Genomic DNA, 17,186 nt, shown 5'->3' with positions numbered 1-17,186 from the left:
CCAAACTTGCCCTGACAGACTGCGCATCGCTTGGCCTTGTCGGACCCGTGACTTTCCAGTCGGTAAGTCATTGTTTTCTCCTTTTGGCCTGTGTGCATGTCGGATGCATTAAGACTAAGAGGATTGTCACCAACGGCTCAATTGAGCGCAGGTTGAGCTCGGGCATCCAAAGGGGGCGGGACGATGATACGAAGGCTTAGGGCGCTCGGACGAGTCCTGGAGTTCGCCCGCTGCGATTCCCGCGACTGCTTTCGTCCGGCGGGGGAGCCTCGATCACTAGCCATGCCGGATTGGCTTCGCAATCATCGTCCAGATAAGCCAAAGTTTACGGGGCACAGGCGGCACACTGGTGGCATCCTCTCATATATCAAGCAATTCGATGCGGAGCGTCACTATGATTAGATGATTGGCTGCCCGCACGACGGGTCCAGCGAATGGCCATAGGCGGCATGATGAAAAAGGTACTGGTTTCGGTCGTTGAAGATGATCGGTTCCTTCGTGAGTCCATGTGCAGGTTCATGAGATCACTGGGCTATACGGTCGACATTTTCTCGTCTGCGGCCGATTTTCTCGCCTCCCCGCGCCTTGCCGAAACAGCCTGCCTGATCGCCGACATCCATATGCCTGCTATGACCGGGCTCGAACTCTACCGGCGACTTATCGAAACGGGCAACGCGATACCGACAATCCTCGTGACGGCCTTTCCCAATGATGCTGACCGGGCTCGCGCCCTGAACGATGGGGTCTTGTGTTACCTGCGTAAGCCGGTGGATGAGGACCATCTCACACGATGTGTTTGCGCGGCTCTCAGGTCGGCAGGCTCGCCTGAGGAGGGGTCGTGAGCTCCCTTTCCGCTCCCGGCAAGGTGAACTGGAACACGGCGCCGCGGGGTTCGTTCGCCTCCGCCCATAGCTTGCCGCCATGAGCATGGATAATAGACCGGCAGATCGACAGCCCCATGCCCGTTCCACTGGGCTTCGTGGTGTAGAAGGCGTCAAAGACTCGGTCGAGATGCTCCGGATCAATGCCCGGCCCGGAATCGCGCACGGCCACGACGACGCCTGCTTGATGCTCCTCTGTGCTGATCAACAGCTCTCTCGCCCCTTCCTCCATCGAACCCATTGCTTCAGCCGCATTCAGAATCAGATTCAGTAAGACCTGTTGCAGCTGAACGCGATCCCCCGGAACCGAAAGTAGTCCCTCTGCAAGCCGGGTCTGTACCGAAACGCCATTCCTGAGGGTCACGCTTCGAGCCAATACGATCACTTCGTTGATTGCCACGTTGAGATCAAAACATTCTTTTCGCGGCGGCGCTTTCTTGATTTGCTCTCGGATGCGGTCGATGATTTCTCCGGCCCGATCAGCATCTCCGACGACACAGGAAAGTGCTTCCCTGACCTCGCCCAGGTCCGGCCGCTGCATCTTCAGAAAATTCTGGGCCGCCCGGGCGTTGTTGCGTGCGCTGGCGATCGGTTGCGCGATTTCGTGCGACAGCGAGGCTGCTAACTCTCCCATCATGCTCACGCGGTTGATGTGGGCAAACTCTGACTGCATCTGCTGCAACCGCGCCAACGCTTGTGTGCGATCTTCGGTGTCAGTGAGCAGAGAATACCAGCGAACAATGCGGTCGGAGGCATCCCGGACCGGAATGCCGCGGATCTCAAACCAACGAAATTCGCCGTCGAAGCGCCTCACGCGTGCTTCGGTCCCATAGGGAACGCCGGCGGCGATCGATTTTGTGAAGACTTCAGCGAGATGGGGAAAGTCATCGGGGTGTATCGTTCCGTTTGTGCCCCAGTTCCTCAGCTCTTCCAGTGACTGGCCGCAATACTCAAAGATCTGACGATTTACGGCTTCGAGGTCACCATTCGGGGCCAAGATCGCAACGAGGCCCGGTATCCCGTCAATCGCCGAGCGCAAACTTCGCTCGCTTTCACGCAAGGCTTGCTCGGTACGCTTGCGTTGCGTCACATCGACGGCTGAGGTCATACCCTCCAACAGTGCGCCCTCGGAAGAAAACAGGTGATGGGTGGTTGCTTCAAGGTATTTGACCGTTCCATCAGGAAGTAAGATTCTGAACTCCGCTGTGAAATCCGTTTTCTGGCGCACTGCCTCTTGAACTGCTTGCCTGACTCGGTCTCGATCGTCTGGGTGGATGCGTTGCCGCATATCCTCACGGCTTGGAAGGCCCCGCAGCGGATCAAACCCCCAGATTCTGTAGCTCTCGTCGGACCAATAAATAAACTGCTTCGATGTCGCACTATAGACCCAATTTCCGCTACGGCTTAGCCTCTGTGCTTGGCTTAGCCAGGCTTCGCTGCGGCGCAGCCGGTCCTCGGCTCGCTTGCGCTCTGTCAAATCGAGCACGAATGCAAGGCCCTCGTCGCCTCCTTCTTTGAACAGAGCGGCGCCAATAAGCACCGGAACGCGGCTGCCGTCTTTCCGAATATACTCCTTCTCGAAGGGCTGAACTATCCCGGTTGAGTTCAGTTCTGCCTGAGTCAATATGTCGCGCTCGCGCCATTCGGGCGGGGACAGCTCGGTCCAGCGCACGCGGCCCGAAAACAAGTCCTCACGGTCATATCCTAAGATATGTAGAAACGCGTCATTGGCTTCAAGAATTTGACCTTCGCGGTCGGCAATGATGATCCCAATGATGTTGGCGTCGACCAAACGCCGAATCTTCCCTTCGCGATCTGCGACGTCGCGATAAAGCTGCGAATTTTCGAGCGAGATCGCCGCCTGAGACGCAAGCACCTTCAACAAAGCGACGCGATCGGGCGTAAAGACGCTGGGTGTCAGATTGTTCTCCAGGTAGAGAATGCCTGTAAGCTTTCCTTGGTTGATTAACGGCAAACAGAGAATAGAACGGAGATATCTCTCAACGATGTAGGGATCGGCAGAAAATGGATTGTGAGATGACGCATCGTCGAGAATCACGATTTCCTGAGTGCGTATTCCATAACGAACGAGCGACTCCGGCAGCGCGGCTGCAATCGGGCAACCTTCCCGCAGATGCACAGTTACGTTCTCTCGGCTAGCGATCGCTTCCGCCTGTATCTGCAGCTCATCGCCTCGCGGCACAATCAGGAGACCTCGCCCGGCACCGGCGTGCTCGAGAGCCGCGCGCATGAGTTTGTCGATGAGCTTATCCAGAACCATCTCGCCCGATAGCGCTCGCGATACCTCGATCATCGTCTCGAGATCGAGATATTCGACTGGTGCTTCGATCGTGCCCGTCGGACCTTGCGCGCGCTGCTCCTGCCTCAGCCAAGGATTGAGCTGATCGAGTTGTCTTACCTTTCCGTCCGCACCCCAGCGCAGGTAGCAGTCCCGGGCGTTTCGCAAATATAGGTGTGCGATTTGTTCGAAGCCGCGCGCGGCGTAAAAGCGCGCCGCCAGCTCTTTGGCGAGCGCCTCATTATGAACAAAGCCGTTTGCCTGTGCCGAGTGGATGGCTTGTTCGTAAAGGTCCATGGCATCGAGAGCGCGGCCTTCAATCCGGGCTTTCTCCGCACCAACCAACGCAGCGCGGTTCTCGAAGTTATCCGGGCAATTCTCGGCCCAGATCTGGAGCTGCCGGTAATGAGCCGTGAGGGTCTCGATGTGCTTCTGCCGCGACTCGGCTGTTTCCGTGTCCCAACATGCCGCGCGCGTCAGCGCGCTATAGAAGTGATATTCGGCCGTTTCCAGCATTGACATTGATGCCTGTAGCTGCGGTTGCGCCCTCAACGAAGCATCGACCGCCGCTGCATAGTCACCCCCAAAAAAGCGGGCCTGCAGCTTGCGTATCCAGTACCAGCATTCGACAAGGGCCAATGCCGGCTGACTTGACAGATGGCGCTCGAACTCGAGCTCTTTGAATCGCCCATCATCAAACGCGCCGAACCTTGTCGTGAGCCCGCGCAGCGTCCGGATAAGCCCGAGCTGCGAGGTGATCCAACCGACAACAAGGCCGAACCCCAATTTCTCCGCAAACTCTAGGCCGCTTTCGGTCTCCCTCTGCGCCTCGTCGAGCGGATCGCCCGCCAACAGGAAATTGGTGTTCAGCTGACCGCAGGCGTAGGCCGCAAACGCGTGATCGCCGGTACGTTCCGCTATTTCTATCCCGCGCCGCAGCAGGTCACGCCCCATCCGGACATGCTGCGTCCAGGGGGTGACGAACCCAAACGTCTGAATCGTTCTCGCCTGGAAACGGTTGAGTTCAGGCTTTTCAGCCAAGTCATTGCCGAGGCTGGCAAATCGAAAGCCGGCGTCGTACTTACCGAATGTTGGCCCGGCCGCCATGGCGAAGAACTCATACGCCACACACGAGGCCTCGCTGTGGCCGTGCTCGAGACTGAGGCTCACGGCCCTGCAGCTGGCGAGGGAAAACAACCGCGAGCCCATAACGTAAGTCGGCCCCGCCAGTCGCATCAGGATCTCAACGGTCGCGAGTGTGTCGGGGTCACTCATCAACGGCAGTTCACGGAGCTCCTCGATCGTGCGGCCGCCGAGATGCGACCAGATCCGCTCGTATTCGTCGCGCGCCTGCTCTTCAGTCGGATCCGGCGGCCAGTCGATCCCGAGGTGGCGGAGGGAGTCGAGAGCGACGGCGACGGCCCGGTCGAGCTGACCGATGGTCATGTGCAAATCGATCCGCAAACAGGCCACGGTTGCGAGTTGGACCGTCGTACCAGCGCGCGTTGACAGCACCGCCAGGCGCGCCTCCGCTTGCGCAAGCGCCCCCGTCGCGTACTCGCATTCAGCGCGTCGCAGCTCCAGCGCAAACCTCAGTTCGTGCAGGCGCTCCCAGCTATCTTCGGGGAGCAGGGCCGCTCCGGCGGCAAGGTAGGTCAGCGCCGAGGAGTAGGCGGCCGCACTTTTGGCACGCTGGCCAGCGAGCAGATTGAGCTCGGCCAGTCTCTCGCGCTCGCGTTGCGAGGTGATCAAGGTCGCGCCGCGGTTCAGCTGGTTCACGATGTCGAAAATGGCCGTCTCTCGCTTCTCGGAAGGAGTCTGCGCTTCGAGCAGTCTTCCTACCTGAAGGTGCACCTCGCTGCGCCGTTCTGGCGGGATCAGCGAATAGGCCGCTTCCTGTACGCGATCATGCACGAACCGGTATGCGCCGGGCAGGCGCTCGACCAGTTCCTGACGGACCGCAGGCCACAGCATCGCGTGGACCTGCTCCTCCGGGGTCTCGAAAACGATCGAAATCGTGGCCACCTCGGCCGCGCTGCCGAGACAAGCCATGAACTGCACCGCCGTCTGAGTTTCGGCCGGCAAGCGGGAGAGCTTCCCGACCATAAGATCAACGACGTTGTCGGTGTAGCCCTTGGCGTGAATGCGATCGATATCCCAGGACCAGCCCGCACAATCATGATCGAATGTGAGTAATGCTTCCTCGGCGAGCGAAGACAGGAACTGAATGGCGAAAAACGGATTGCCGCCGGTCTTCACGTGCACCAGCTTCGCAAGCGGCGCGGCCCGCTCCAACTCGCAGCGAAGAGCATCCGCAACCAACTGCCCAAGGTGCTCGTGGGCGAGCGGCGACAGCGTGATCTCCACGACCTTTCCGCCGGCGGCCTTGATGGCGTCGAGCTTTCTCATTAGCGGATGAGCGGCAGCGACTTCGTTGTCGCGATAGGCACCGATCAGCATGAGGTGCCGCAAATCTGAACGCGTCAGCAGATCCTCAAGCAGATCGAGGGTCGCCGCGTCGAGCCACTGCAGATCGTCGAGGAAGAGCGTCAGTGGATGGTTCGGTCGGGCAAATGCGCCAATGAAGCGCCGACATACGAGTTGAAAACGGCTTTGTGCCTGCTGTGGCGGCAACTCAGGAACCGGCGGCTGGCCTCCGATGATTAGCTTGAGTTCGGGTATGAGATCGATCATGAGCCGCCCGTTCGGTCCCAGCGCCTCCAGAAGCGCGTGGCGCCAGCTCGCCAACTCGGTGTCGCTTTTGCTGAGGAGAGGCCGGACGAGGCTTTGAAAAGCCTGCACCAGTGTCGCGTAGGGGATATCGCGCTTGTACTGGTCGAACTTGCCGGACGCGAACAGGCCGCGCGGCTGCACCAGCACCTTGTGTATTTCGTCGACGACTGAGGACTTGCCGATGCCGGAATATCCTGAGACCAGCACCAACTCTGGCACACCGGTCTTGATGATGCGGTCAAAGCAGGAAAGCAACGTCGCGATCTCACGATCTCGTCCGTACAGCTTTTCGGGGATCAGCAGCTGGTTCGGCGTGTCGCGCAGGCCGAGCGGGAAGTCATCGATGCGACGGCGCGCTTCCCATTCCGCCACGCAGCGTCGCAGATCGCGCTCGACACCGCCGGCGGTCTGGTAACGATCCTCGGGTGTCTTGGCGAGCAGTTTCATGATGATCGCCGAGACGGGCGCTGGGACACTCTCTAACCGCTCCCCTGGCGGCACCGGCTTTCTGGCAATATGGCAGTGCACCCACTCCATGGGCTCGGCCGCCGTTAAGGGCAGAACGCCCGTGAGCATCTGGTACAGCGTGACGCCGAGGGCGTAGAGATCGCTCCGGGCGTCGATCGAGCGGTTCATCCGTCCGGTCTGCTCCGGCGCCATGTAGGCGAGCGTACCCGCGATCGTCTCGGGAGGATGGGGCGACTGACGTTCGCGCGCAAAGCGCGAGGCGATGCCGAACCCGGTCAGCCGCACCTCGCCGGTCGCTTCGTTGAGCAGGATGTTGGCCGGCTTGATGTCTTTGTGGACGAGCCCGCGCTGATGAAGCTTGCCCAGAACCGACGTAACAGCGATGGCGAGGCGCAAGAAGCGTCCTACCTCCATGGGCCCACCGAGCAAACGGTCGAGCGGCTCGCCGCCCAGATCATCGAGCACCAGCACGGTCCGACCGGCGTCGCGCATGAGGGCCAGCGGCCGCGCCGCCCATGCTCCGTCGAGCTCATCTTTCAGCTCGTATTCGTGCGTGAGGCGATCGAGTCTTGACCGGGACGCGTGGTCGCCGGCAGGGGCAACAAGCAACACGGCGAGCCGGTTGCCATTCTCGTCTAGTCGCCAGCTACGGCTGAACACGCGCTCGCCGTCCTCCCACAACACCTGAGAGCCACCATCCGAGTACGCGACGTTCAGCGACTGCTGCACCATCTGTCAGACTCCGGTGTCAGGCGTCGGTTTGAAGTCGGCTGATCAAGCACTTCGCGCGCCACACGCGCGGCCTCTCTCCAGCCTGGAGCAATCGTACTCCATCGCCCTAGAAATGCCAGCCGTCCCTTGGTCTTGCCGGATACGGCGGACGCGGATCCTCCTTCTTTTTAGCAGCAATTTGGAGCGATTTGCCCGGCTTTACTCGCTACGGCGGCACACGCGGTTCAATAAGCGCCATGCCCGTTGGTCCCGGGGGGAACTCGGAGCGCAACTGCGACCCGGAAGGAAAGATCATGACGGAACTTGAGGCAAGCAAGTCGACGAATGCACGCGCGATGGCTTCGCAGCTTTGCGCGCCGGAAATACGGCGAGCAGCTCGACCTCGCCCATGACCCAGTCAACGAGGACGCGCACGAACAGACCCCCGAAATCTCCTTGCTCGCGGCGCCTACGGTCATCGAGACGAGCCCGAGCCCGGCGACGGTGGCCGCCAACCCGACCTCGTTGAAGGTGACGAGCAGGCGGCCGTTGACAGTCACCGCGGTCGCCTTCCCCCTCTTGGTGAACGACCACGAGCGCCCGAGTCCAGACGGGGCGACGCAAGGCCCATCAGTATAGTCCGCAGCACTTGACGGAGAACAACCCATGGAGCTTCATCAAGTTCGCTACTTCCTAGCCCTAGCGTCCACACTCAATTTCACCCGCGCAGCCGAGCAGTGCAATGTCACGCAGCCCGCCCTGACCAAGGGGGTGCAGAAGCTCGAGCAGGAGCTCGGCGGCCAGCTGATCTACCGCGAGCGCCAGTTGACGCAGCTCACGGACCTTGGGAAGGAAGTCCTTCCGATGCTGGAGCACACATTGACCTCGGCAGCGGCGGTGCGTCGCAGAGCCCAAGAATTCCAACGCAAGGAGGTTGCGCCACTGAAGATCGGCCTCGCTCCCTCCATCTCGGTGTCGCTCGTCCTCGATCTGATCGCGGAGATCGCAAAGTTCATCCCTGGACTTCACGTCGAGCTGCGCGAGGGCGCAGCGGAGGATCTCGTCGACCTCTTGCTTGAGGGGGAGATCAACGCCGCAATAGTCGGGGACGTGCAGGACATACCTGCCCGCATCGACGACTGGTCGCTGTTTGAGGAGCGCTACGTCGCGGTTCTCGCGCCGACACACCAGCTCGCAAACCGTCCCTCGATCGGCATCGACGACCTCCGCGAGACCGTCTTGCTGGAACGCGCCGGATGCGACGTCGCCCCGAAGATCCAACGGTCGTATTTCGCCGAGGAGCCGCCCCGCCTCGGGCACTGCAGCGGTCACGACTTGCACCTGCAGCACTTGGCCGCGGCTGGCTTCGGCGTGATGCTCGCGCCCGAGCACATGCCGCGCCTTCCGACGCTCAAGACCATTCCGCTCGAAGGCGATCCGGTTTCGCGGGAGGTGCGGCTGCTGGCTGTGCAGGGGCGCCGCTACTCGCCGGCGCTGGAGGCTTTCGTCAAGGTCGCGCGGCTTCGCGACTGGTCGGTCGAAGTCCCTTAACAGGGCATGTTGCACGCAACGCTCCCGGAGGTGGCGAGCGCGCCGGCATGACCACGACACGCACGCCGGCGGCCAACCGCTTCCAGCCAATCGATCCGCAGTCTGACGGCCTACCGATGCCAAACCAGATCGACTAGACACTCGCCCAGATTCGCACCGAGCTGTTAACGACCTTCAGCGCCGCAGACTGGGAGTCCTACAGCCACCTCGTGGGTTGGCTGCGCGATACAGATGTGGCATCGCACGCGTTGAAAGTCGGAGACACCGCGCCGGACTTCCACCCACCAGGCGCCGACGGCCGTCTCCACTCCTCCGAGCAGCTGCGCCGCAACGGACCCCTCGTCCTGAGTTTCTTCCAAGGCGGCTGCTCTGCCGACCTCGGAATGAAGGTGCTGAAGGCTCTGGTCGGGCAGCTGGGGGCGAGCTCCGGATGGCGTCCAACTCGTCCGGCCGGGGCGCTTGCGTCACAGTGGCGTGGCCCGGCGAAGCGTAGCGCTATGCAATCCATTCGCGATCGTTATTTCGCGGAGGCCGCGGCGTGCGATAGCGTCGGAGTCATCGCAACCGTAGCAGGGTGAGGAACAGGGAATGACGACGGCAACTTGGAATGGCGCGACGATCGCGGAGTCGGATAAGACGGTCGTCGTCGAGGGAAACCACTACTTCCCGCCCGGGAGCGTCCGCAAGGAATTCCTACAGGCGAGTTCGACGACGAGCCGCTGCCCGTGGAAGGGTACGGCGAGGTACTACTCGTTGGTGGTGGACGGAAAGACCAACGAGAACGCCGCGTGGTACTACCCGGAGCCGTCGACGGCGGCCGCGAACATCAAGGACTACGTGGCTTTCTGGAACGGCGTTGACGTCAGGTAGCACGAGCGAAAGGCCGAGACATGAGCTACGTGGTGGTTGCGCGCTGGGTCGCGCAAGACGAGCACAAAGACGAGATCGACCGTGCAATCGAGCGGAACGGATGCTGGCAGCGTGGAAGAGAAGGCGGGAGACCCCGGCGGCATGGAGCCGGCTGAGCACGACCTGCTCGCCGACCTCAGGCGAGCGCGCCGTTCGCTTCGGCTTCAGGCCATGGATGAGCCCCCGGCGGTTGCGCGACTGACGCCGGGGCAAAGGATAGCGGACGCGGTCGCCACCGTCATGGGATCGTGGAGCTTCATCATCGTCCAGAGCGCGATCCTGATCGTCTGGATAACCGCCAACCTGGTGGGCGCGATCAGGGGCTGGGACCCCTACCCGTTCATTCTTCTCAATCTCGCGCTTTCGTTCCAGGCCGCCTATGCGGCGCCGGTAATCATGATGAGCCAGAACCGGCAGCAGGACATCGATCGCAAGGCCGCGGAGAAGGACTACCGCATCAACGTGAAGGCGGAGCTCGAGATAGAGTTGCTGCACGAGAAGATCGACCAACTCCGCGAGCGGGAAGTCCTGAAGCTCACCGAGGCCGTCAGGATGCTGGCCGAGCTGCTGGAGGACTCGGCTTCGGGTGCACGCGAGCCCTATGCGGAAGGCGGACGGCCGTCATAACGAGCGGCTATCGACTTCATGGCGTGACGTCATTTCCCATTCGCCGCGCGAAATTCCATGCTTCGACGGTACCGTGCTCATCCGGTGCACAACAGCTTAGCGTTTTTGTGCGGGAAGAAGCTCCCTTCACCCGCCAACGGAGGAAATCCGCCATGGTCACTCGCGGTTTCACAGGCCGCCAATCCGGATCAGAACAATCGGACCGGATCCCCCCGGGACAGCACCTCGTCGACAATTTCCCGGTGCTTACGGCCGGACCCACGCCGCGGATCGATCCCGCGGACTGGACTTTCACGCTGAAGGTCGGACCTCGTCCGGTCAAAGCGTGGAGCTGGTCTGAGTTCAACGCACTCCCACGAACCAGGATGATACGAGACATCCACTGCGTGACCTCGTGGTCGAAGCTCAACACCGCCTGGGAGGGCGTAGCCGTCGACGACATCCTCGCCGACGCTGGCCTTACCGCACCCACTCCCTTCGCGCTCGCACATTGCTACGACGGATACTCCACCAACGTGCCGCTCGCCGACCTCGCAACGGGGAAGGCGATGGTCGCGCTCAAGTACGAAGGCCAGCCGCTGCCGCGCGAGCACGGGGGGCCGGCGCGCCTAATCGTGCCGCATCTCTACTTCTGGAAGTCGGCGAAGTGGGTGAACGGTCTTCAGTTCACGGAGCGCAACGAGGCCGGCTTCTGGGAGCTGCGCGGGTACCACATGTACGGCGATCCGTGGAATGAGCAGCGATATACGAATGACTGAAGCGATTGCCGCAACCGCGCGATGGCAGAGCTGTGCGATTGTCAAGATCGCGACGAGAACGCCGGCTATCAAGAGCTTCTTTCTCAGCCTCTCCGAAACGTTCGATCATGCGGCCGGACAGCACGTTGACGTGCGGCTGACCGCGCCCAACGGCTACAATGCCATGCGCAGCTACTCGATCGCCTCGGCCCCGAGCGGTTCCAAGGTGATTGAGCTGGCGATCGAGCGTCTCCCGGACGGCGAGGTCTCCCCGTTCTTCCACGACGTCGCCCAAGTAGGCGACACGATCGAGCTTCGCGGGCCGCTTGGCGGACACTTTCTCTGGCCGGGGTCTTCCAACAAACCAGTGCTCTTGATCGGCGCCGGCTCCGGCGTCGTACCGCTCATGGCCATGATCCGGTATCGGAAGGCCAGCGGCGAGCCGGTGCCTGTCGCGCTGTCGCTCTCCTCCAAGACCTGGGGTGACGTGCTGTTCAGGGACGAGCTCCTCGAGCTCGAAATGTCGCTTCCCGATTTCGCGCTCGCCTTGGCGCTGACACGCGAGCCTGCCACGCGCCGCACCGACTTCAGCAGGCGGATCGACGCCAGGATGGTTGCGGACCTCGCGGCGAGGCTGCCTGAGTCCCCCGGCTGCGCCTTCGTGTGCGGGTCGAACGCCTTCGTCGACATCGCGGTGGACGCCGCGCTCGCTTTGGGACTGGGAGCCGGAGCGATTAAGACCGAACGCTATGGCGCTTGAGAGACGATCCATTTCGTTTTGCGAGAGACGTGTCGGTGAAGGCAACAGGAGCCACGCGGATGCTGTCCAAAACGATCGATGTCGACGGCTGAAGGTCTTCTGCCGTGAAGGCGGCACGCCTGGCCTGGGCACTTCGACATCGAGATCGACTGCGTCGCAGCAGCACTCTAAAAGCGGGATTTGAACATGTTTTCAGTGATTTTTGAGGTTCTCCCCCATAAAGAGAACTGGGATGACTACCTCGACAACGCCAAGATGCTGCGCTCCGAGCTGGAGCAGGAAGAGGGCTTCGTTGACAACATCCGGTACAAGAGCTTGACCCGCGAGGGCTGGATCCTTTCGCTTTCGAACTGGCGGGACGAGAAGTCACTCGTCCGCTGGCGCACCCGCAGGCGCCATCACGAGGTCCAGCAGAAGGGCCGCGACGAAATCCTCGCTGACTACCACCTGCGCGTCGGCCAGATCACCGCTGACAATCAAGTGCCGCCGGGGTACGCCCTCACGGAGCAGAGGCTCGACGAAACCGAAGTCGGGGAAGGAACAACGCTTACACTGATCAACGCGACTCGCCCCGCGGAGTGGAAGCAGACCAACAACCCGTACGATTGCGCCGAGTGGCTCGGCCTGAATCCGTGGGCCGCCGACAGCACGTCCTGGGACATCTTCGACGCCGTACTTACGCCCGGCGAGCTGATTCTCCTCATATCCTGGAAAGACGCCGCTGCAGCGCGGGCATACGAGGACGCTTCCGAGCCGAATGACAATGCAAGGGTCCGGAGAGTGCGGATCGTGCGCGACTACGGGAAATACGACCGTCGCGAGGCGCCTCAGTACTACGCAGACGCCAAGGGCGGCGAGACCCTTCACGACTGACACCGCTCCATCGGGGAGATCCAACCTACTGCGAGTTCCACCCTGCGTTCACCAAGGCGCGAGCCCTGGAGCAGTAAAGGTCGCTTCGCGAGGCGGCAGCGACGAAACGGTCAAGGAGACCCGCCGAAATGACGAGCGCAGTGGACGAGCGAGGCGCCGAGGCATCGCGGAAATTCCAAGTTCTGCTAACGGCGTCGTTCGCCTCGTCCCATCGTGTTCGCCTCGAACATCGTAGCCTCGCTGCCTTCGAATGGGCGGTCGGTCGAAGCGTCCTTCGCTGCCGTCCAGTGGGTGATCAGCGCTTACGTGCTTATCCTCATCAGCGAGCGCGAGACCGCGCCGAAGCGCGGAGGCTCCCGCAAAGATGCCGTGTAAACTGTTCGACTGCCGCGACCCGCTCTAACGGGCCAGCCAAGGGCCCTGTCAGAATCTGAAAAGGAAAGCACGATGACGAATTCGAACGACGATGGAGCTCCCCGCCCACAGGCGGAGGTGGCCGGCGACCTTGACGGCGCTGGCACGCTTAACGGCCGTGCCGGCGCATCGGTGTTTTCGATCGGCGGCCCCGACGGCAGGGGCGGCACGGCGGTGGGGGCGAACCCCTACGAGTTGTTAAGCGCTTCGCTCGCCGCGTGCACGGCGATGACGATACGGCTGCAGGCGCGAAGGCGGAAAATCCCGCTTTCCCACGTCGAGGTAGCCGTGTCGTACCACCATGGCGGGGATGGCGGCCGCGACTCCTTCGAGCGCTCCATCAGGCTCGAAGGAAACCTTGGCGACGAGGCGCACGCCCAACTGATGCAGGCTGCGAACATGTGTCCCATCGGGCGGACGCTCGGCCTCAGCGCCGACATCCGCACGAACGATAACGTCGGCGTCGGACCGGCGGCAAGCTATGACGACGACTTGCGCGAGCTTCCGATCCCGAACATCGACCCCGACTAGTGTGCCGCGAGATAGTCCGCGAGCGCCACGGCGTTGTTGCGCTCGGTGTCGTGCGCGCCGAAGAGCAGCGTGACTTTGCCCGTCGATACAAGATCCGTGAGGTGCTCGACTGCGGCGTGATTGGCGCGGAGCTCCTCGAAGTATCGTTTGTGAAACTCGCGCCAGCGGTTCGGGTCATGGCCAAACCAGGTCCTGAGACCGGCGCTCGGGGCGATGTCCTTCAGCCATACGTCGACGCTGGCATGCTCCTTCGTGAGCCCGCGCGGCCAGATGCGGTCGACGAGCACCCTCGTGCCGTCCGAGGCCTCGGGCGGCTCGTAGACGCGCTTGACACCAAGCCGCGGGGAGCGTCGAGACATTGGATTTTCCAGCCCTCCCTCCAAAGGAAGGCACCTCGCGTCAGGCTGCCTTCGCGGGACTGACCTCGGGAAAATCGATCGGGGTCTGCACTGCATTGTTAATGAAGTTGGTCAACAGGAACTGGGCAGTCAGCGCGATCATCTCGACGATGTTGGCGTCTGTCCACCCCGCATCCCTGACCGCCGCAAACTGGGCGTCGGAAACTTTGCCGCGCGTCTCGATGAGCGCTTTCGCGAAGGCGACCGCAGCCTGGCGCTTCGGATCGCTCGAGCGGCCCTCCCTGTTCAGCTCGATTTCGTCCGCCGGGATTTTGGCCAGGTTGCCCGCCATAAAGCTGTGCGCGGCCAGGCAGTAGTCGCACCCGTCCGCCTCCGACACCGCCAACGCGATCCCGTCTCTCGTCTTGACGTCCAGCGTCTTCGCAAGCGATCCCATCAGGGTAGCCCAGCCGGAGAGCGCGTTCGGGCTGATTGACATGAGGCGGTGCAGGTTGGGCACGAAGCCCAGAATCTTGTCGACGTTGTCGAGGATCGGCTTGGACACTGCGGGGGCGTCCTCGCGTTTCGGAATGGCAATACGGGGCATTTGAGCCTCCTTCTGTAGACCACAAACAATTATTCGATTGGTGACGATGGCACTGACACCGACCGTCTCAGCCAGTGGCGGCCACTGGACTGCCCCGAAGACTAGGGCGCGTCGCGCCGCGGCGATCATGTTTCTTGATCATACAATCGATAACAGCAGGTCATCGGCTGTGTACCGACCGGCGCACCAATGTCACGTATCCCGGACTTCGTCCTCAGCTGGGCCCGACCCGCCGCGCTGACCGGGGAGGAGCTGGCGGCGCGGAGCGCCCTTCACCCTCAGATTCTGCCGGGACGTATCCATGCACTTGGCGAAAGGCACGGAGAAAGCTGCTGCAGCTCCTATAACCGACCGCCCGCGCGATCTGCTCAACTGAAAATGTCCTCGCGGCGAGCATATCGGCTGCACGCTTCATCCGCATTTGCCGGAGCGCGACCATTGGCGAACATCCGATTGCGCGCGCAAAACGCGCCATGAATGCGGATCGGCTCAAGCCAGCCTTCTGCGCCAAGGCCATGACAGAGTGATCGGCCGATGGTCGCGCCACCATATCAGCGAACGCAAGAGCGATTTGACGGTCACTCAGGATAGAAAAGCGTTCGAGCCAAACGCTGGTCGAATTCAGACTCCGACGGACGAGCGTGACGAGGACCTGCTTCAGGATGGCGGTCGTCATCGCCTGCATTCCAACCTGCCGGCCGCTGATTTCTGCCAACGCAGCCTGCAACTTTGACCCCAGTTCATCGCCGGGTTCGAAGCGCTCGACAATCGGCGTGGAAAGGCCTGCAAAGAGGTCGATCGACGAGCCGTAGGTGGCGCGAAAGTACCCGCAGATCAGCACGACCATCGGGCCGACGTCCCCGGCGACGAATCGCTGGACACGCTCGCCGAAGCGCGGATCCCATTGCGCTTCGACCACATTCACTGTCCTGGCCGCCGTGCAGTCATCGACCTCGATGTGAAACGGCTTCTTGGCCGGTGTGATGACAAGGGTGTGAGGTACCAGAGGAAATGCGGAGAAACCATCCACGACCATTCGTCCGGTCCCGGAAAGATTGTAGTGGATAGCCGGCGCATCCGCGCTCCCGAATGAAAGGCGCCAACCTGGACTGACCAAACACTCGATGAGCCCAATGACGTCGACATCCAAGGTTGCCATCAGCATATCGAGATCGGATCGAGGCAATACAAGATTTGGACTATCGGACATGTGTTTCGGACCCTCTGATTAAGCTGGTGTCCTAGTGTTGGGACAGGACACCGCGGTCGCTGGGGAGCGCAGTCATCGCGTAGTACACTCATAATTGCAAATCCTTATGGCTAGGACGGTGCCCAAACCAGCGGCCTGGGCGGAAGCTAGAAACCTCTTTGACGAGCGTGAGCGTGCCGCGCTTGCCGCGGCCCTCATTCCAACCGTCGAGAACTGAGACCTTAAGGAGATCCTAAATGCGCAAAAAATACCCGATGAAAAGATGGCCGAGCCGATCCCGATGCAAACCCTGAGATTTAACTGGTCTCGCCTATGATGTTCCACGCAACCGCGACGTTAGTAGGAAACCGCAAGACGCGAGTCGACAATTCCGAGCCGGCGAACAATATCTGTTTCCGCGGAAGCTCCGCAACAAACCGCTTGCCCATCGCCCCTCCCTACTATGGCAAGGAGGAACTGGAACGATCCGAACCACGGCAAATCTTTCGAGTATGAGCATGCAGCTGCAGTTTTATCAGGTGCGATATTTCTTAGCCCTAGCAAGGACACTCAATTTTACGCGAGCTGCGGAGCAATGCAATGTGACGCAGCCGGCGCTGACAAAGGCGGTACAAAAACTGGAGCAAGAACTCGGTGGCGCGTTGATTCACCGTGAACGTCACCTCACCCAGCTCACCGAGCTGGGCAAGATGATTTTGCCCACGCTGGAGAAAATATTTGCCGCCGCGGAGTCGGTACGGCTTCAGGCGCGAGGCTATCAAAAGAAGACAATCGCCCCGCTCAAGATCGGGCTGGTGCCGTCAGTCTCCGCCGCACTCATTACGGAATTGCTCTTGGAACTTGCCAGGATAATTCCTGATCTTCGAGTCGATCTGCGCGAGGCGGATGCCGACGGGCTCGTTGCGATGCTTTTGGATGGCGAGATCAATGCCGCACTCGTCGGTGACGCCGTGGAGCTACCTGAGCGTATCGATCGCTGGCGGCTCTTCGAGGAGCGGTACGTGCTCGTCTTGTCTCGGAAACATCCGATGGCGAGGCAAACCATTATCCCGCTCCAAGACTTGCATGAGGTGGTATTTCTCGAAAGGGTCGGATGCGACGTCGCAGGCCGATTCAAGCAGGCTTGTTTTGCCGACCATCCAGGCCCTAAAGTTGTGCACAGGAGCGATCAGGAAAGGCATCTTCAGCAAATGGCATCCGCCGGTTTTGGGGCCATCCTGGCGCCAGAGCACGCTGCCAGGCTGCCGTCGCTCGCCGCCATTCCAATTGAGGGCGACCCCGTCCGGCACGAGGTGCAGCTTTTGGCCGTGGCGGGGAGGCAGTATTCGCCGGCGCTTGATGCCTTTATCAAGGTTGCTCGTGTTCGCGACTGGACGAGTGCGCTGGACAAACTCGGCCGCGCATCTGCCCCTGCCTCGAACAAGGACAATGTTCGCAAAGCTGACGCACAAGGTGCAGGCTCCTTGATCCAAATCACGAGCCCCGGTCCCGCCTCCTCATGCCCAAGCTTGTCGCGGGCATGACGCAGTTGCAGTCG

At 61.3% G+C, this 17,186-nt stretch carries 14 protein-coding genes; 10 read left to right on the top strand and 4 right to left on the bottom strand.

Annotation, left to right across the window (positions count from 1 at the left end):
* Positions 1-452 precede the first annotated feature (452 nt).
* Complete coding sequence (locus ACPPVP_RS19985) at positions 453-842, top strand: response regulator transcription factor (protein ID WP_426537318.1); 390 nt, start codon at positions 453-455, stop codon at positions 840-842.
* Here the strand turns inward: ACPPVP_RS19985 and ACPPVP_RS19980 are convergent.
* Complete coding sequence (locus ACPPVP_RS19980) at positions 808-7,113, bottom strand: AAA family ATPase (RefSeq protein ID WP_426537316.1); 6,306 nt, start codon at positions 7,111-7,113, stop codon at positions 808-810. The two genes, ACPPVP_RS19985 and ACPPVP_RS19980, sit on opposite strands and share 35 nt — an antisense overlap.
* A gap of 324 nt (positions 7,114-7,437) precedes the next feature.
* Here ACPPVP_RS19980 and ACPPVP_RS19975 point away from each other — a divergent pair, with 324 nt between their 5' ends.
* The 8 genes from ACPPVP_RS19975 (at position 7,438) to ACPPVP_RS19940 (ending at position 13,494) form a co-directional block, all read left to right on the top strand.
* Positions 7,438-7,731, top strand: coding sequence for a hypothetical protein (locus ACPPVP_RS19975; RefSeq protein ID WP_426537314.1), 294 nt, complete (start codon positions 7,438-7,440; stop codon positions 7,729-7,731).
* 27 nt (positions 7,732-7,758) lie between these two features.
* Positions 7,759-8,643 carry a LysR family transcriptional regulator gene (locus ACPPVP_RS19970; protein ID WP_426537312.1) on the top strand — a complete coding sequence of 295 codons (885 nt, stop codon included), beginning with the start codon at positions 7,759-7,761 and terminating at the stop codon, positions 8,641-8,643.
* A gap of 588 nt (positions 8,644-9,231) precedes the next feature.
* Positions 9,232-9,513: a DUF427 domain-containing protein gene (locus tag ACPPVP_RS19965; RefSeq protein ID WP_426537310.1), complete on the top strand. Its 282-nt coding sequence runs from the start codon at positions 9,232-9,234 to the stop codon at positions 9,511-9,513.
* An 81-nt stretch (positions 9,514-9,594) separates the two neighbouring features.
* Entirely contained in the window at positions 9,595-10,179 is a 585-nt protein-coding gene (locus ACPPVP_RS19960) for a DUF1003 domain-containing protein (RefSeq protein ID WP_426537308.1), read from the top strand.
* 152 nt (positions 10,180-10,331) lie between these two features.
* Positions 10,332-10,937, top strand: coding sequence for a sulfite oxidase-like oxidoreductase (locus ACPPVP_RS19955; protein WP_426537306.1), 606 nt, complete (start codon positions 10,332-10,334; stop codon positions 10,935-10,937).
* Positions 10,930-11,676: a ferredoxin reductase gene (locus tag ACPPVP_RS19950; protein WP_426537304.1), complete on the top strand. Its 747-nt coding sequence runs from the start codon at positions 10,930-10,932 to the stop codon at positions 11,674-11,676. The genes ACPPVP_RS19955 and ACPPVP_RS19950 overlap by 8 nt, the downstream gene beginning before the upstream one ends.
* Positions 11,677-11,862: 186 nt before the next feature.
* On the top strand, positions 11,863-12,549 hold the full coding sequence (locus tag ACPPVP_RS19945; protein WP_426537302.1) for an antibiotic biosynthesis monooxygenase family protein: 687 nt from the start codon (positions 11,863-11,865) through the stop codon (positions 12,547-12,549).
* Positions 12,550-12,996: 447 nt separating this feature from the next.
* Positions 12,997-13,494, top strand: a complete 498-nt coding sequence (locus ACPPVP_RS19940) for an OsmC family protein (protein WP_426537300.1) — start codon at positions 12,997-12,999, stop codon at positions 13,492-13,494.
* Here the strand turns inward: ACPPVP_RS19940 and ACPPVP_RS19935 are convergent.
* The 3 genes from ACPPVP_RS19935 to ACPPVP_RS19925 all read right to left on the bottom strand — a co-directional run bounded on the left by ACPPVP_RS19935 (position 13,491) and on the right by ACPPVP_RS19925 (position 15,604).
* The gene (locus ACPPVP_RS19935) at positions 13,491-13,853 is read right to left on the bottom strand and encodes a DUF488 domain-containing protein (RefSeq protein WP_426537298.1); all 363 of its coding nucleotides are present in this window, start codon (positions 13,851-13,853) and stop codon (positions 13,491-13,493) included. The two genes, ACPPVP_RS19940 and ACPPVP_RS19935, sit on opposite strands and share 4 nt — an antisense overlap.
* 40 nt (positions 13,854-13,893) lie before the next feature.
* The gene (locus ACPPVP_RS19930) at positions 13,894-14,439 is read right to left on the bottom strand and encodes a carboxymuconolactone decarboxylase family protein (protein ID WP_426537296.1); all 546 of its coding nucleotides are present in this window, start codon (positions 14,437-14,439) and stop codon (positions 13,894-13,896) included.
* Positions 14,440-14,653: 214 nt separating this feature from the next.
* Positions 14,654-15,604 (bottom strand): helix-turn-helix domain-containing protein, encoded by a 951-nt coding sequence (locus ACPPVP_RS19925; RefSeq protein ID WP_426537294.1) that lies wholly within the window; start codon positions 15,602-15,604, stop codon positions 14,654-14,656.
* A 542-nt stretch (positions 15,605-16,146) separates the two neighbouring features.
* Between ACPPVP_RS19925 and ACPPVP_RS19920 the strand changes: the two genes are divergently transcribed.
* Positions 16,147-17,172, top strand: a complete 1,026-nt coding sequence (locus ACPPVP_RS19920; protein WP_426537292.1) for a LysR family transcriptional regulator — start codon at positions 16,147-16,149, stop codon at positions 17,170-17,172.
* The last annotated feature ends 14 nt before the right edge of the window (positions 17,173-17,186 follow it).

Origin of the sequence: Bradyrhizobium sp. McL0615 (genome assembly GCF_049993905.1) — a bacterium.
In the GTDB taxonomy this organism is placed as follows: Bacteria; Pseudomonadota; Alphaproteobacteria; order Rhizobiales; family Xanthobacteraceae; genus Bradyrhizobium.
The sequence above is the reverse complement of the archived record's forward strand: the minus strand, read 5'-3'. Positions and strand labels throughout refer to the sequence as shown.

Bases quoted from the DNA above. Each gene is read 5' to 3' on its own strand.
- ACPPVP_RS19985 (WP_426537318.1), top strand. From the start codon at position 453: ATGAAAAAGGTACTGGTTTCGGTCGTTGAAGATGATCGGTTCCTTCGT.
- ACPPVP_RS19980 (WP_426537316.1), bottom strand. From the start codon at position 7,113: ATGGTGCAGCAGTCGCTGAACGTCGCGTACTCGGATGGTGGCTCTCAG.
- ACPPVP_RS19975 (WP_426537314.1), top strand. From the start codon at position 7,438: ATGCACGCGCGATGGCTTCGCAGCTTTGCGCGCCGGAAATACGGCGAG.
- ACPPVP_RS19970 (WP_426537312.1), top strand. From the start codon at position 7,759: ATGGAGCTTCATCAAGTTCGCTACTTCCTAGCCCTAGCGTCCACACTC.
- ACPPVP_RS19965 (WP_426537310.1), top strand. From the start codon at position 9,232: ATGACGACGGCAACTTGGAATGGCGCGACGATCGCGGAGTCGGATAAG.
- ACPPVP_RS19955 (WP_426537306.1), top strand. From the start codon at position 10,332: ATGGTCACTCGCGGTTTCACAGGCCGCCAATCCGGATCAGAACAATCG.
- ACPPVP_RS19950 (WP_426537304.1), top strand. From the start codon at position 10,930: ATGACTGAAGCGATTGCCGCAACCGCGCGATGGCAGAGCTGTGCGATT.
- ACPPVP_RS19945 (WP_426537302.1), top strand. From the start codon at position 11,863: ATGTTTTCAGTGATTTTTGAGGTTCTCCCCCATAAAGAGAACTGGGAT.
- ACPPVP_RS19940 (WP_426537300.1), top strand. From the start codon at position 12,997: ATGACGAATTCGAACGACGATGGAGCTCCCCGCCCACAGGCGGAGGTG.
- ACPPVP_RS19935 (WP_426537298.1), bottom strand. From the start codon at position 13,853: ATGTCTCGACGCTCCCCGCGGCTTGGTGTCAAGCGCGTCTACGAGCCG.
- ACPPVP_RS19930 (WP_426537296.1), bottom strand. From the start codon at position 14,439: ATGCCCCGTATTGCCATTCCGAAACGCGAGGACGCCCCCGCAGTGTCC.
- ACPPVP_RS19925 (WP_426537294.1), bottom strand. From the start codon at position 15,604: ATGCTGATGGCAACCTTGGATGTCGACGTCATTGGGCTCATCGAGTGT.
- ACPPVP_RS19920 (WP_426537292.1), top strand. From the start codon at position 16,147: ATGCAGCTGCAGTTTTATCAGGTGCGATATTTCTTAGCCCTAGCAAGG.